Annotated in this window: 13 protein-coding genes; 2 read left to right on the top strand and 11 right to left on the bottom strand. The window is 63.1% G+C overall.

Features of this window, described 5'->3' with window-relative positions:
• Positions 1 to 425 precede the first annotated feature (425 nt).
• From ASE28_RS33615 to ASE28_RS18735, 4 genes are read right to left on the bottom strand one after another with little or no spacing between them, the layout of a single operon-like run.
• The gene (locus tag ASE28_RS33615; RefSeq protein ID WP_082608145.1) at positions 426 to 857 is read right to left on the bottom strand and encodes a GFA family protein; all 432 of its coding nucleotides are present in this window, start codon (positions 855 to 857) and stop codon (positions 426 to 428) included.
• Positions 854 to 4,291 (bottom strand): DNA ligase D, encoded by a 3,438-nt coding sequence (gene ligD / locus ASE28_RS18745; protein ID WP_057267983.1) that lies wholly within the window; start codon positions 4,289 to 4,291, stop codon positions 854 to 856. Before ligD ends, ASE28_RS33615 begins: the two co-directional genes overlap by 4 nt.
• 7 nt (positions 4,292 to 4,298) lie before the next feature.
• A complete protein-coding gene (locus ASE28_RS18740) occupies positions 4,299 to 4,481 on the bottom strand; it encodes a DUF3606 domain-containing protein (RefSeq protein WP_057267982.1) in 183 nt (60 codons plus the stop codon).
• A 33-nt stretch (positions 4,482 to 4,514) separates the two neighbouring features.
• A complete protein-coding gene (locus tag ASE28_RS18735) occupies positions 4,515 to 5,411 on the bottom strand; it encodes a Ku protein (RefSeq protein WP_057268021.1) in 897 nt (298 codons plus the stop codon).
• Between the two features lie 704 nt (positions 5,412 to 6,115).
• Here ASE28_RS18735 and ASE28_RS18730 point away from each other — a divergent pair.
• Entirely contained in the window at positions 6,116 to 7,483 is a 1,368-nt protein-coding gene (locus tag ASE28_RS18730; protein ID WP_057267981.1) for a sodium:proton antiporter, read from the top strand.
• A gap of 555 nt (positions 7,484 to 8,038) precedes the next feature.
• On the opposite strand, the gene ASE28_RS18720 is transcribed toward ASE28_RS18730, so the two are convergent.
• From ASE28_RS18720 to ASE28_RS18695, 6 genes are all read right to left on the bottom strand, one after another.
• Positions 8,039 to 9,037: a hypothetical protein gene (locus ASE28_RS18720; RefSeq protein WP_057267979.1), complete on the bottom strand. Its 999-nt coding sequence runs from the start codon at positions 9,035 to 9,037 to the stop codon at positions 8,039 to 8,041.
• 151 nt (positions 9,038 to 9,188) lie between these two features.
• A complete protein-coding gene (locus tag ASE28_RS18715) occupies positions 9,189 to 9,743 on the bottom strand; it encodes a low affinity iron permease family protein (protein ID WP_057267978.1) in 555 nt (184 codons plus the stop codon).
• Positions 9,744 to 9,756: 13 nt separating this feature from the next.
• Entirely contained in the window at positions 9,757 to 10,548 is a 792-nt protein-coding gene (locus ASE28_RS18710) for an SDR family oxidoreductase (protein ID WP_057267977.1), read from the bottom strand.
• Positions 10,549 to 10,737: 189 nt separating this feature from the next.
• Positions 10,738 to 10,971 carry a hypothetical protein gene (locus tag ASE28_RS18705; protein ID WP_235516166.1) on the bottom strand — a complete coding sequence of 78 codons (234 nt, stop codon included), beginning with the start codon at positions 10,969 to 10,971 and terminating at the stop codon, positions 10,738 to 10,740.
• 303 nt (positions 10,972 to 11,274) lie between these two features.
• Positions 11,275 to 11,769 carry a hypothetical protein gene (locus ASE28_RS18700; RefSeq protein WP_235516165.1) on the bottom strand — a complete coding sequence of 165 codons (495 nt, stop codon included), beginning with the start codon at positions 11,767 to 11,769 and terminating at the stop codon, positions 11,275 to 11,277.
• A gap of 146 nt (positions 11,770 to 11,915) precedes the next feature.
• A complete protein-coding gene (locus tag ASE28_RS18695) occupies positions 11,916 to 12,317 on the bottom strand; it encodes a hypothetical protein (RefSeq protein WP_057267976.1) in 402 nt (133 codons plus the stop codon).
• Between the two features lie 187 nt (positions 12,318 to 12,504).
• Between ASE28_RS18695 and ASE28_RS18690 the strand changes: the two genes are divergently transcribed.
• Positions 12,505 to 12,837, top strand: coding sequence for a hypothetical protein (locus tag ASE28_RS18690; RefSeq protein ID WP_057267975.1), 333 nt, complete (start codon positions 12,505 to 12,507; stop codon positions 12,835 to 12,837).
• 59 nt (positions 12,838 to 12,896) lie between these two features.
• On the opposite strand, the gene ASE28_RS18685 is transcribed toward ASE28_RS18690, so the two are convergent.
• Positions 12,897 to 13,943, bottom strand: a complete 1,047-nt coding sequence (locus ASE28_RS18685) for an SDR family oxidoreductase (protein ID WP_057267974.1) — start codon at positions 13,941 to 13,943, stop codon at positions 12,897 to 12,899.
• Positions 13,944 to 13,958 lie beyond the last annotated feature (15 nt).

Genomic DNA, 13,958 nt, shown 5'->3' with positions numbered 1-13,958 from the left:
ATGCCTGCAAAGCAGCGTTGCCCTTCAAGGGCAGATTTGCAATCAACAGCGTTGTGAGGTGCCGCGGGCGAGCAGCGAGGGTATCGTCAGCGCCGCATTGCGCAGCGCAGGCCCAGTCCGATCAGCATTCGCGCCCACGGGGACGAAGCCGGCAAGCAATATTAGCTCCCGGCGGCGCAAGCAGGCCAGCGCTACAAATCGGATCTCCACGCGTAGAGGTTGGTCAGACGCAGTTCGTTCTCCAATTCGCGGGCGTCATTCATATTGTCAGACCCGACCCTTGCAGTAGCACATCGGCCGGTTCTGAACGTCAGACCGGAACGCCGGAGCTCGCGGACCCGGATGCATCGTTCCTCGGTACAGCCTTTCGTCGGGCTAGGCATTGAGACTGCAGTTGAATGCCTGTCGGACTGGACGAATCTCGCTCATCGTTCATGTTGCCTTGTGGTGCTGAAGTAAGGCAATGCATGCGAGCTACCCATCCAGGAAAGTTGGCTTCGCGCGTAGGTCTGGTCTCGGGGGGAAACGGCTTCTGCGTTCGGATCGTCCAAGCTGGCTGTCGTGACGTCAATGCACGTCTCCCCATCCTCACGAAAAGTCAGTTGTGTGCCGCACTTGGCGCAGAAGGTGCGCATGCCACGCGGCGTTGACCGGTAGTTGCGCGGGAAGCCTTGCGTGAACCGAAAATTCATCGCCTCAACACTGCACCAGGCGACCACCGGCGCCCCCGTTGTCGCGCGGCACAGCGTGCAGTGGCATAAAGTGGCATTGGCCACGTCTCCCTGCAGCTCGTAACGCACTTCGCCGCAATGGCAACCGCCAGAGCGGATCTTCGATGTCGATGAAGGGCTTGTCATGATCGTTTCAAGTCGGGGATGGTTTTACTGAGGATCTGGGATGCGCGGGTGATGGCCTGCTTCTTTTTCCAGTAGCCAAGCCAAGGGTCCTCCTGCTGGAAGCTCAGGTATTCACGGGCGGTCGCGATGGTCCACTGCGCCCCGCCCTTGAGCTCCCTGATCTGCTCCCAGGCCACCGGCATTGAGACACCCATGCCTGGCCGTGACCGCGCCGAGAACGCGCACGCCGTCGTTTGCCCGTGCCCGTTGCGCAGGTAGTCAATGAAGATCTTGCCCACCCTGTTCTTGCCGCCCATGACGGCCACGAACTTGGACGGGATGACCTTGGCCATGTGCTTGACCACGGCCTGCGAGAACGCCTTCACCTCATCGAAATCGAGCTTCGGGGTGATAGGGACCACGACGTGCAGGCCTTTGCCCCCGCTGGTCTTGAGCCAGCTCTCCAGCCCGAGCTCGGTCAGCATCACCCGCGTGAGTTCGGCCGCCTCCTGCAGCATGGGCCAAGTCACGCCTTCGCCCGGGTCCAGGTCGAGGATGAACCGGTTCGGCTGGTTGATCCGCGCGATCCTCGAGTTCCAGGTGTGAAACTCCACGGCATTCATCTGCGCCGCGGAGATCAGCCCTTGCGCTGAATCGACCGCCAACAACGCTGCATGCTCAGGCCACAGGGCAGGGTCCAGGTCCTTGACGCCGGGCATCTTGCTTTCGGAATGCTTCTGGAAGAACAACTCTCCGGTGATGCCGGTGGGCGCGCGCACCAGCGACACCGGCCGGTCTTTCAAGTGCGGCAGCATCCGTTCGGCAATGCTCTCGTAGTAGCGCACCAGGTCGATCTTGCGCACCCCGGTCGTGGGATCGATGACACGCTCCGGGTTGCTGATCTTCAGCCTATTGGCCTTCAACTTCGTTTTTGGCGTGGCGGCCGCGATGGGGCCTGCGTTTGCGGGCGCCGCCTTGGCTCGCTCCCGAACGATCTCGCTAGCTGGCTTGTCCGTGCGGATGCCTCGGAAGACCGCATGGCGGATATGCTGGTCGGGCGTCCACTCGCCGAAGGCGACCTCCACCACCATGGTCGGCCTCACCCACCTCTCGCTCCCAGCCCTGCGCTTGGACCAGCGACCCGGCTTGACCTCAGCCGCACTCACCGGCGGCGTTTTCACCTCCAGTTTGGACAGGCGGGTGTGCAGCTCCCTTCCCGCAGCCGAATCCCAGCCCGTACCAACCGAACCCGCATGGCGCAACTGCCCGTCATCGTGGTACCCCAGGAGCAGGCTGCCCACCTCTTTGGTGGCGTTTGCGCGTACGGTGAAGCCCAACACCACGAATTCCTGACGATGCTGGCATTTGAGTTTGACCCAGGTATCGGTGCGACCTGACACATAGGGTGCGTCTGCGCGCTTGGCCATCACGCCTTCCAAGCCCATTTGGCAGGCAGCTCCCAGCAACTGAACAGGCGCCACGTCGAACGACTGGCTGAAGCGCACGGTATCGCTCTCACGCTCGTCAAAGAGCTCTTTGAGCACGGCCCTTCTCGCTGCGAGCGGCACAGCGCGCAGGTCAATGTCGCCGAGGAAGGGCACGTCGAACACAAACAGCACGATGTCGGTAACCTGGGCGCTGTCAATGGCGTTCTGCAGGCGGTTGAAGTCGGGGATGCCGGCGTCGCTGAGCACGGCAATTTCGCCATCCAGCCAGGCGCTGGTCAGGCCCAGCTGGGCAACAGCATCGGCGATGGGGCGCAGCCTGTCGGTCCAGTCATTGCCGTTGCGCGTGAAGATGCGTATGTCGTCGCCGTCGATGCGTGCCATCACACGGTAGCCGTCGAACTTGGTCTCGATTACCCAGTCCCCTTCCGGCACGGAGGACACAAGAGTGGCGAGTTGAGGCGCAAGCTTGGCGGGCAGCTTGGCCTTTCGGGCCGCCTTCAGTGCGGTGTCGGTGTCCGCTGCGCTTGTGCGCCGGGGTGCTGTAGCTTCCCTCGGCTCCCGCTCCTCGATCAATCCAAGGGGCTTGTCCACCACGCTATCAGGCAGCGCGGTGATCACGTCGTACTCGGTGCCTGGCCTTGCCCATGCGTCGCCGCGCTTCTTGAACAGCATCCACTGGTCCTGCGTTTTCTCGCCGGTCTTGGAGATGCGCACCAGCTCCCACAACCCGGCCAGCTTCTGGCCGTGCAGCTTGAACATCAGTTTGCCCTTGGCCAAGCCGTCGCGCGGATCGCCCACGGGCTCCCATGTGCCGCGGTCCCATACGATGACCTTGCCCGCGCCGTACTCGCCCTTGGGTATTGAGCCTTCAAAGGTGTTGTAGTCGATCGGGTGGTCTTCGACGTGGATCGCCATGGACTTGGCGGCCGGATCGTACGACGGCCCCTTGGGCACGGCCCAACTGACCATGACGCCATCGAGCTCCAGCCGGAAGTCGTAGTGCAGGCGCGAGGCCCAGTGCTTCTGGATGACGAAGTGCAGCGCATCCGATGGGACTGCCTTCTTGCCGCGCCTAATGGGCTTGTGCACACCGGCCGGCTCTGCGGTCTTGCTGAAGTCGCGCTTCGCGTTGTATTTGGCAAGGGGGGTGTCGGGCGCCGATGCCGGCGGGGCCTTTGACATCTTCGCTGGCGCCGGGCTGGCTTCCGCAAAGGTCTTGCGGCGTGCGGGAGCCTTCTTCTGCACCGCCAGTTCAGCCCACACGGGGGCGTGGTCGCTGGCGCCTTCCTGACCACGTTCGTCGCGGTCTACACCGGCGTCCACCACCTTCAGCATCGGCCCTGCCAGGATATGGTCGATGCGCAGGCCGGCATTCCGCTCCCAGCGCTTGCGGCGATAGTCCCAGAAGGTGAAGGGCACACCCTTCTTGTGCACCTGTGCGATGGCATCGGTCCAGCCCTGGGCCAAGATGGAGGCGTATACCGCGCGAGGCTCTGGCTGCAGCAGCGCGTTGTCGCGCCAAGTGTCGGGCTTGTAGATGTCGGCATCGGTCGGCACAACGTTCCAGTCACCCAACAGCACCACGGGGTAGCCACAATCCCACAGCTCCTGCGTGCGCAGCCGCAGGCGCTCGAACCAGCGCAACTTGTAGTCGAATTTGGGGCCGGGCTGCGGGTTGCCGTTGGGGAGGTACAGGCAGGCGTAGAGTACGCCGTTGATGGCGGCTTCTACGTAGCGTGCCTCCTTGTCCGCCGTGTCGCCGGGCAGTGTGGTGATCACCGGCAAGGGCTCATGCCTGCGAGACAGCAGGGCCACACCGTTCCACGCGCGTTGGCCCACCACTACGGCGCTATAGCCCGCCGCTTCGATGGCCGCGGTGGGGAACTGCGCCGTAGGGCATTTGAGCTCCTGTAACGCGACGACGTCAGGCTGCGTGCGGCGCAGCCAATCGACAAGCAGCTCTATGCGCTTGTTGACGTGGTTGATGTTCCAGGTCGCAACGCGCACCGAATGCTCACCGGCCGCCCTTCAGGTGCGCCTCGACTGCTTTGGCGTCGTTGCCCACGGCCTTTACGGCGGCCTTGAGCTCGTCGACGGTCACACCGAACTTCTTGGCCCAGTCGCGCACTTCGTAGTCCTCAGTCAGGCTGATGCGGGTGCGGTCCTGGCCGCCGGTCTTGGTCTTGTCATCGGACATGGTCGTCTCGTTGGGGTTGGTGATCTATGACCTTCAGGCGGCTTTTCTTTGAGGGGCGGCTTTTGCTGGTGTTTTCTTGGCAGCTGCTTTCTTCGCGGGGGCCTTCTTGGCAGGGGACTTCGCTTCTTCCGTGGCGCCGCCCTTCAGGCTGCGCTTGAGCAGCGCGGTCAGGTCGATCACCTCGCCACCAGACTGTGGCGCTTCCTCTTCGGGCTCCACCACGGTCTTACCTTCCCCGGGCTTGGCCTTCTTCTCGACGAGCTTCATCACCTGGATGCGGAACTCGTCCTTGAAGTCGTCGGGGTTCCATTTGCCGGACATCTCGGCGACGAGTTGCTTGGCCATCTTGAGGTCGGCGGCACTCACGCTCTTTGCGCCGGCAGGCGGCAGTTCCAGGGAGTCGAAGCCCTTGACCTCGTCGCCCCAGCGCAGCAGATTGAGTACGAGTGCCGGGCCCGAAGGCACCAGCGCGGCCAGGTGCTGCTTCGTGGCGATGACGACTTTGGCCAGGCCGATCTTGCCGGTGGCGATCAGCGTCTCACGCAGCAACGCATACACCTTGTCGCTCTTGTTGACTGGCGCCACGAAGTACGGCCGTTCCAGGAAGATGAAAGGCATCTCGTTGGCGTCGATGAAGCGCTCGATCTCAATCGTCTGCGTTGTCTTGGGGAACACCGCTTCGACTTCTTCGGGGCTGATGATGACGTACTTGCCGTCCTCGTATTCCACGCCCTTGACGATGTTGTCCTTGTCGATTTCCTTGCCGGTGCGCTTGTTGATGCGCTTGTAGCCAACCGGGTCCATGGTGCGCTTGTCCAGCCAGTCGAAGTCCACACCCTCGCTGGTGGCGGCTGTGTGCAGGCCCACCGGGATGTGGACGAGGCCAAAGGTGATGGCACCTTTCCAGAGGGTGCGGCTTCCAGTTGCCATGCTGATCTTCTCCACGCGCGGGGATCCCGGGTGGTCGCAATTTTGCGATCCGCCCATATTTGCTTACGTAGGTGCTTTCTCACGCATTTCGTAGGCCATCGCACCATCTATCGGTTAGGTGTCGCGAGGGACAATGCGTTATGCGACTTGCCGTATTCATCACCGAGAACCACGCCGCCATCTTGCATGCGTGGATCGATTTTGCGCGCGATCAACTGCCCGCTGCGCGGGAACCCCTCGTATTGTTGTGGTCCATCACCGCGTACGCGTGTAGGCCTCATACGGGGTAGGGAGTTCTACGCCCAGCAGGTATTTACAGCGCAGAGCGTTCGTGGCACAGCTGGCTGGCCATGCCGCCCTCCTTCAACTTCATGAACCCCATGCGAGGCCTCACCCAATTGGGCGTCAACGACGGGCGCGTCGAGACCGTGCCCGACGCTGTCCTTTGCCACGAATTCACCGGATCTTAGCGTCCGGCTACAACAGGCCTATCGCGGCCCGATCTGACAGGCAATTGCGCCCCACGCTGGCATCCATGGCGCGGTGCGGCTTGCAATCTGGCACATGCACTCAGCCCCGAACCCACTCAATCCCCACGTCGCGGCAGCGAGCTGGAGCGATCGTGTCGCCCGTTACGTCGCCGCCGGACACCGCAGCCCGCGTTTCAAGACCTCCGGTGCCGGCCCACAGGCTGCGTTCAGCCAATGAACGAAGCACTGCTCCCAGCCCTTAGCTTTGCGCTGGTGGGCCTTCTGCTCGTGGTGATGACGCTGACCAGTTCCTTCATCGCGCGCGTTCCGCTCAGCTCGGCCATCCTGTACTTGGGCGTGGGCGTGTGCATCGGCCCTTGGGGATTGGAGCTGCTCACCCTCGATCCGATCAAGGACGCAGGGCTGATCGAGCGCCTGACCGAAGTCGCAGTCCTGATCTCGCTATTTACTGTGGGCCTAAAGCTGGAGCTGCCGTTGCGCGACGCCCGCTGGCGCATTCCGCTGCAGCTGGCCACGGTGTCGATGCTGATCACCGTGGGAGCGATCACGGCCGTTGGCGTGTGGCTGTTGAACTTGCCGCTGGGCGCTGCCGTACTGCTGGGCGGAATTTTGGCGCCCACCGATCCGGTGCTGGCGTCGGACGTACAGGTTTCAGACCCGCAAGACCGCGACCGACTGCGTTTTGGTCTGACGGGCGAGGGAGGGCTGAACGATGGAACGGCCTTTCCCATAGTGATGCTAGGCCTGGGGATGCTGTCGCTGCACGACCTGGGCGACGGCGGCTGGCGCTGGTGGACGGTGGACGTGCTCTGGGCCGTGGTGGGTGGCGTGGGCATCGGCTTTGCGCTGGGCGCCGTCGTGGGCCGCGCCATCCTGTACCTGCGCATCCGTCGGCGCGAGGCGCTGGGGCCGGATGAGTTCATGGTGCTGGGCCTCATCGGGCTGGCCTACGGGGTGGCGATGCTGTGCCACGCCTACGGCTTTTTGGCCGTGTTTGCGGCGGGGCTAGCGCTGCGGCGCGTGGCCGCGCAGCCGCTGGCACAGGTGGCGCCGGGGCAGGTTGAAGACGTCGAGCCTGCCATGAAGGAGCAAAAGGCCAAGGACGATGCGCAGTCCGCCGAGCGCTCGCCCGAGACGCCGCTCATTGATGAGTTGCCCACTTACCTGATGGAGTCGGTCGAGCGTTTCAACGCCCAGCTCGAACGCCTTGCCGAAGTGGCTGTGGTGCTGGTGGTCGGTGCTTTGCTCGCGGTGGTGGACTTTGGCGCCGAGGTGCTGTGGTTTGTGCCGCTGCTGCTATTCGTGATTCGGCCGCTGGCGGTCTACGCCGGGCTGGTGGGGGTTCGGATGCAGCGATCACAGCGCCGGCTGATCGCCTGGTTCGGCATCCGCGGCATCGGCTCGGTGTACTACCTGATGTACGCGATTACCCACGACCTGCAGCCCGTCATCGCCCAGCGGCTGCTAGCTATCACGCTGGCGGTGATCCTGGTGTCGATGTTGTTGCACGGGGTCTCGGTCACGCCACTGATGCGGGGTTATGAGAAGCGCAAAGAGGCGAAACGTGCGGTGGAGGAGTGAGGGCTGGGTCGGTGGTGCGTTCTGATTCGTGCTCGACCAATTTGGCGCAATCAGCCAAGCAGACCAGCGGCCCCTTGAGGCGATGCTTCAGTGCGGGATGCCGGAGAGGGATTCCGGTCACTGCATGCCTGTAGAAGATGCTGATATGAGGGTTCACATTTTCCAGGAGCACAACGCGCAATTCCAAAGCGTCTTGATCATGTCCGTGAGATGGTTCGGTGCAATGCTCGTTCATGAGAGCGGATCTTGAAGTCTTTCATGCTGCAGCCGGCCACACTCTTGCAGCGACGATGTGGCTGAGATCGTTCATGGGAACCAAAGCCCAGATTACCCACCGCTCACGGCGAGGCGGGGGATACAGCGCTGTCACACGTATCAACGTCGTTCGGCTGCAGGAGCTGCGCCTCCGCCAGAAAAGGTGAGAGCCCGAAGGCTCTCTTGCTGGTCAGCGAAGGAAGATAGCGATCAGGATGATGATCGGAATGGGAACACCGAGAAACAACAAGAGCAGAGAACGCATGGGAAACTCCTTGGGGGGTTAGTTGGCTGTGGGGATTACAGGTCGCGGTGGCGGCCGCCGAAGGTGGCAGCAAAGCTGGCGACGAAGGCACCCACCAGCAGGGACACGAAGAGCCACAGCGCACCATAGGCAGAGGCCTTGCGCGCAGTGTCTGCCGCTTCGGTGGCCTTGGCCTTGGCCTCGGCCAGCTTGGCCTGGGCCTTGGTGTAGGTGTCGGTCACGCGCTTTTCAGCTTCTTGCTGCGGGATGCCGGTGCGCTGGGCAACCAACTGGGCGACGTACTTCACGTCCTCCGCCGGCAGTGGAGCACCAGCGGTCAGGCTGTTGGCGAAGATGCGTGCCACTTCGGCGGTGGAGTTGGGTGGAGATTGCGGGTTCGACGCGGCCGGCGCGGCGGTAGCGTCCGCTGCAACGGGTGCCGATGCGGGTGCAGCCGGATCGGCCGCCGCCACGTTCTTGCGGAACAGCGAGTCCACCAGGTAGCTCGGCGACGAGTCGCTTTGCGATGCCTGGCCGGCAGCTGCAGCGGCGGCCCCCGTACCGGCAGCGGCTGCGGTGGTGGCCGCGCCACCCGCCACGGCCGCACCCGCCTGCACCCCGCTGCCCACGATGGAGCCGATGGCCGAAGTCAGCATGGCTGCCGTCACCAGCGTGGCCACGGACCAGGCCAGAAAGCCGTGGGCCGTATCGCGGAAATAGGTTTCGTCGGTGTGCACCCCCACCCACTTCACCCGCAGCCGCCCGGCGAGGTAGCCGCCCATGCCGGACGCAGCGATCTGCGTGAACGTGATCCACAGGATGGTGGAGATACCGAAGGTGGTGGCAGCGATGCCCGACTGCGCCCACGGTGATACCGATGACAGCCCGAGCCCGGTGCCAAGTACGAGCAAGATGAGCGACAGCGAAGCAGCGCCTGCGGCACCTGCAAGGATGGCCGCCCAGCTCACGCCGCTTGCGTTTCGCAGAGAAACTTCACTCTCCAATGGTTGTGCGACCAGTCGGTCGGAGCCCGGTTCATAGGCGGTGGTGGTCATGGCATGTGCCTCCTGTTGAGATGCCCCAAGGGTAGGCAGCACGCAATGCGCAAGGTGTTCCGTTTTGGTGCGTACCCATGTAGGCAAACCGCCTGTGAGTGAATCGATTGGATACCGGCGTTTCAGGCTGCTACAGCACGTTTTGCCTAGCTCACTGCCCCATCTGTGTGTGGGGGCCGCCCTGCGCCCTGTCGGCCTGCGAGGCAGGCATGCCCTCTTCGTCGATGGAGTGCACCTCCTTGTTGGAGCCAGCGACCTTGGCCCGTTCGGCCAGGCGCACATAGAAGCTGGCCACGTCGCGCAAGTCCTGCTCGTCAAGCTCCTCGATGCCTATCATGCGGTTGCTCGCCTCACGGTTGGCTGCCAGCAGCTCGTTGAGCTTGAGGTGGATGGCGACGCTGTCCTTGTTTTGGCTCTGCTGGATCAAAAACACCATCAGGAAGGTGACGATGGTGGTGCCGGTGTTGATCACCAGTTGCCAGTTCTCCGAGAAGTGGAAAATGGGCCCGGCTGCCGCCCACAGCACTACAGTGATCAACGCCGCACAGAAGATGCCGGGCGAACCCGCCCAGCGCGTGACGCGCGAGGCGAAATGGTCGAACGCGGTCTGCAGTGCCGAGCGGTCTGCGTACGAGGGGCTGCTGGTCGACGGCATCGAGCCCAGGGCATCGGTGCCATCGCCCTGGGTCAGGACTTGCTGGTTCATGAATGCCTGCCCCTCAGTCCTTGAGCGCCGAGCCCGGCTCGGCCATTTTGCGGTGCTGCTCGGCCAGCACCTGCGAGGGCGTGACCTTGGCCATGATGGCCTGCAGCTTGTTCTTGAGGCCGTGCACCACGTCGGCCTCGCCGTCCATCATGGCCGTAAAGCCGACCTTGGCCACGTCCGCCGGGTCGGCCTTGCCTTCGTCAGCCCCCAACTGGGTGTCCAGCATGTCGGCGCGGGCGAAGAACTCCGTGTCGGTGGCACCGGGCATGAGGCAATTGACGGTGACCCCGGAGTCCTTGAGCTCGTTGCGCAGTGCCGCGGCGAATGAGTCGATGAAGGCCTTGGTGCCGTTGTAGACGGCCTGGAAACTGCCTGGCATGAAGCCTGCGGTGGATCCGGTGATGAGGATGCGCCCCTTGCCGCGCCGGCGCATCGGGTGCCCGATCCTGTGCAGCAGATACAGGGTGCCCGTGATGTTGGTGTCGATCACATGCTGCACATCGGCAAAATCCTGCTCCAGAAAACCTTTGCCCAGCCCATGCCCGGCATTGGCCAGCAATGCATCCACAGGGCGCCCGGCGATGGCCTCGACCAGCGCGTCCACACCCTGGCGGCTGGCGAGTTCTGCCTGCACCACCTCGACGTTGGCGCCCAGCATGCGCAGGTCACTGGCCGCCTGGTCCAGTGCCTGGTCGGCCGCGATCACCAGGTCAAAACCCTCTTCGGCGCAGCAGCGGGCCAGGTGGAAACCGATGCCGGAGGAGGCTCCAGTAACGACGGCAAGGGGGCGATAGGGGTTGGACATAGTACGACTCCTGAAACGAGCCATTGTGAAATTGCGCCCCTGCCCGGATCGTCAGAAACCAGCCCAATGCACAGGGTGCGGAGTCCTACGTGGCGCGATGATCTGGAGGTGCAAAGAGGCCCTGGCGCCATGGCCTGGTAGCTCTGGTGAACTGGCTTTTCTTCGAGGGGCGGCTTTCACTGGAGCCCGCTAGGCAGCCGCGTGCTTCGCGGGAGTCTTCTCGGCAGGTGCTTTAGCGCCGTCTTTGGCGCCGCTCTTCAGGCTGCGCTTGAGCAGTGCGGTGAGGACGATCACCTCGTCACCGGACTGTGGCGCTTCCTCTTCAGGCTCCACCACGGTCTTGCCCTCGTCAGCCTTGGCTTTCTTCTCCAAGTGCTTCATCACCTGGATGCGGAACTCGTCCTTGAAGTCGCCGGATTCCATTTGCCGGACATCGCGGCAACAAGCTGCCTGGCCATCTTGAGTTCGGCGGCGCTCACGCTTTTAGCGCCCAGGTGGGTGCCAACCTGGGGCTTGGCCTGTTCGAAGTGCGCGCGATTGCGTCCGCTCAAGGAGGCGCGGTCGAGGTGACATCCGATGCCAGCGCCACCGAGTTCACACAGCGTAGCCTAGGTTCTCCACCCCTGCCGACCATGGGCGAATTGCTACGTAGCAGCTAGATCAATGCGCTCGCTTGTGTGCCCAGCACTCTCGAACAGTTGCGGGTGTTTTCTATGTACTCGCGATTTAGAAGTGCAGCAGCGCCGCATCTGACGCCAACGCATTGCGCTGGCCATCTCCGCCTATTCGGAAGTGGGCATTGGGGGCCTTGGCGATTTCCAGCCAGGAAGTGAAGTGCTTCCCCGGCAGGATCAACGTTCCCACTGCTTCGTTGCTGCGAAGCTCGAAAGTGCCGATCGGCCCTTGGTCCTGGTTTGAGAATCCGACGAGCAGAGATGTCGCGGCGGTGCCTGAGCGCGGACCGATCAGTTCGATGAAGCCGGTCGCTTGCGGAACCTCGAGCGCATCTGCCCTGAAGGTTTCCAGGCCGCTTAGAACCAGGGCCCGATAGCTTCTTACCTTGATGATGACAGGGCCCTGCCATTGCGTGGCCAGATTCAAAGCCACATGTGCGAAATCGAGGCCGCGCTTGCTGTTGGGGTGAGTAAGGTTGCTCATAGTTGCTTTGGCTATGCGCCATGTTTTTGAGAATATGTCGATGGAAATCAGCTGAACCTTCAACAAAAACGCACCATATCTTTGCTTGCAGTACCTCCTTTTCGCCGGTGCACGGCTCTTGATTTCTTCGTAGATCTGCCGCTGATGAGACCGCGGTAAGCCCCGCCAATCGAGGGGGGCATACTTCAGTCATGCACGGCACAGTGCAGCTACACGCGGTGCACTTTGGTCAAGGTCGTCCGGGCCCATTCATCTAGCGACCAAGCCCAGTTGCGGCGCCACAGGTAGCGGTCCGGGCCATGTTGCTCGGCCAGCGGCATGCGGTGTGTAAACACGAACTCGATATCGAGCTGTGCCCCCAGGGGCAATTTCAGCGCACGCCGGGTGGCGACCAAGGCCGACTCCCATAGCGCAGCGCCCTCCCGTTCTGCGGCGGACACCATGCCATCGGCAGACCAGTGGCCGTGCCAAGCCAGCAAGGCAACGTGGTCTCGCCAAGCCATAAGGGGCTCCACGCCGCCCAGGGCGCAAACCATCCGCACGGCGTCGAGCGCTCCCAGGGCGGTGCGTTCATCCGGATACGGCGCGTCGGTAACTAGTTTGAGAAACATGGTGTGTACTCAGTAGCGGACAGGACGAGCTTCTGGTTGGACAGGGTGATGGTCGGGCCCCCTGCACTGGATGTAAGTCAGACAACATCCTGTGTTCGAACCGGACGCTCCCCATCGACTACCCTGTGTAGTAGTGAAGGCGAAACCCTTACGCCTTTCCAACTAACCAAGCCCGGGAGAGACCGACATGACGACGCCGAAAGACGAGCTGCCAGAGCGCATGGCAGAACTTTTTGACCGCTTGGCCGAACCCTTTCACATGGAGCTGATGGAGCAAAGCGCCAGACTTTCCGCTCAGCGCTACCTGCTGGAGATGCTGTATGCGCAGCAGTTCCTGAACCAGCCCGAGGCCTTCGAGGAGTTCATGGAAGGCGCCATCGACATGGCGCGCACGAGTTCCCGGCGTACAGAGCCCATGTCCGAAGACGTGGCGCTAGAGTTGCAGGCCCGGGTAGCCACCCAGCTGCAGCGGTTTCGGGAGTCCGTGGTGCAGCGGCTTGAACAGGGCTTGGGGGAGTAGGCTAGCAGCCGCAGCTTAGCCTGGGCAAGGGGCTTGCGTGCTTGAGCTGATGCCGAAGCTCAGCGCCCGGTCGTCCGTTGCCGTTCGGATCGCTGACTTCCAACCCAAAGACCGATGGCCAGACCTACAAGGCCAAGCGCCACGAGGTTGGCGGCCGCACTGTGGGTAGCGTCGCGCTGACCCCCGTCGATAGCGGTGCCTCGCGAGGGCGAGAAAAGGTTGCCATCGGAGCGCGCGGCGGGCTTGGCACGGCGCAGTGCCCAGCGCGTGACCCTTTCCATGGTGGCGCCAACCCAGTTAGGCGCGAGCACATGGGCCAGCCGCCCCGGGCCCGCGCCCGCACCGAGCCAGGTCACCGCGCGCGGTCGGTCTATCAGTGATACCACGGCACTCGCCACCCTGCGCGGGTCCACCAAAGGGATGCGCGGCTGGATGTTGCTACCGGTGTAGTTGGCGCCGTGGGACAACCCCGGCGAATTCACGAATGTGGGGGCCACGTCGCACACGTGGACGTGCGGCAGGCTGGACACCTCAGCGCGCAGCGCTTCTGAGAGGCCGCGCAGACCGAACTTGCTGGCGGTGTAAGCCGCAGCATAGGGGGCAGGGATCCATCCGCCCACCGAGATCATATTGATGAGCGTGCCGCGCCCACGCTCGCGGAAGTGGCGCAATGCCACATAGGCCCCATTCATATGGCCCATCAGATTGGCCTCGACCACGCGCCGGTGCGATGCCAGCGGCGTCTCGTCAAATCGGCCAATGGCACCTACCCCAGCGCCGTTCACCCACACGTCGATGCGCCCATGCGCCAGCAGTGCCGCCTGAGCCAGGCGATCCATGGCATCGGCATCGGTGACATCCGTCGGCACGCCGAGGGCGCCGTGGGCGCCTGCGGCCATGCAGGACATGGCCACAGGTGACAGGGTCTCCTGGTCACGCCCGGCCAAGATCAAGCGGGCACCGCGGCTGGCAAATTCAAGTGCAGTGGCATGCCCGATGCCGCTAGAGGCCCCCGTGATCACCACCACGATGCCCCGATGCGCTGAGACAGATGCTGGCGCTGAAGAAACTACAGCATTGGGGGAGATTTCTACAGGTGTCGTCATGGCTCTGGCTCGGGT

Origin of the sequence: Acidovorax sp. Root219 (assembly GCF_001428665.1) — a bacterium.
GTDB lineage: Bacteria > Pseudomonadota > Gammaproteobacteria > Burkholderiales > Burkholderiaceae_C > Acidovorax.
This window is presented reverse-complemented; position numbering and strand designations above follow the sequence as displayed.

Bases quoted from the DNA above. Each gene is read 5' to 3' on its own strand.
- ASE28_RS33615 (WP_082608145.1), bottom strand. From the start codon at position 857: ATGACAAGCCCTTCATCGACATCGAAGATCCGCTCTGGCGGTTGCCAT.
- ASE28_RS18740 (WP_057267982.1), bottom strand. From the start codon at position 4,481: ATGTCCGATGACAAGACCAAGACCGGCGGCCAGGACCGCACCCGCATC.
- ASE28_RS18735 (WP_057268021.1), bottom strand. From the start codon at position 5,411: ATGGCAACTGGAAGCCGCACCCTCTGGAAAGGTGCCATCACCTTTGGC.
- ASE28_RS18730 (WP_057267981.1), top strand. From the start codon at position 6,116: ATGAACGAAGCACTGCTCCCAGCCCTTAGCTTTGCGCTGGTGGGCCTT.
- ASE28_RS18720 (WP_057267979.1), bottom strand. From the start codon at position 9,037: ATGACCACCACCGCCTATGAACCGGGCTCCGACCGACTGGTCGCACAA.
- ASE28_RS18715 (WP_057267978.1), bottom strand. From the start codon at position 9,743: ATGAACCAGCAAGTCCTGACCCAGGGCGATGGCACCGATGCCCTGGGC.
- ASE28_RS18710 (WP_057267977.1), bottom strand. From the start codon at position 10,548: ATGTCCAACCCCTATCGCCCCCTTGCCGTCGTTACTGGAGCCTCCTCC.
- ASE28_RS18705 (WP_235516166.1), bottom strand. From the start codon at position 10,971: ATGGAATCCGGCGACTTCAAGGACGAGTTCCGCATCCAGGTGATGAAG.
- ASE28_RS18695 (WP_057267976.1), bottom strand. From the start codon at position 12,317: ATGTTTCTCAAACTAGTTACCGACGCGCCGTATCCGGATGAACGCACC.
- ASE28_RS18690 (WP_057267975.1), top strand. From the start codon at position 12,505: ATGACGACGCCGAAAGACGAGCTGCCAGAGCGCATGGCAGAACTTTTT.
- ASE28_RS18685 (WP_057267974.1), bottom strand. From the start codon at position 13,943: ATGACGACACCTGTAGAAATCTCCCCCAATGCTGTAGTTTCTTCAGCG.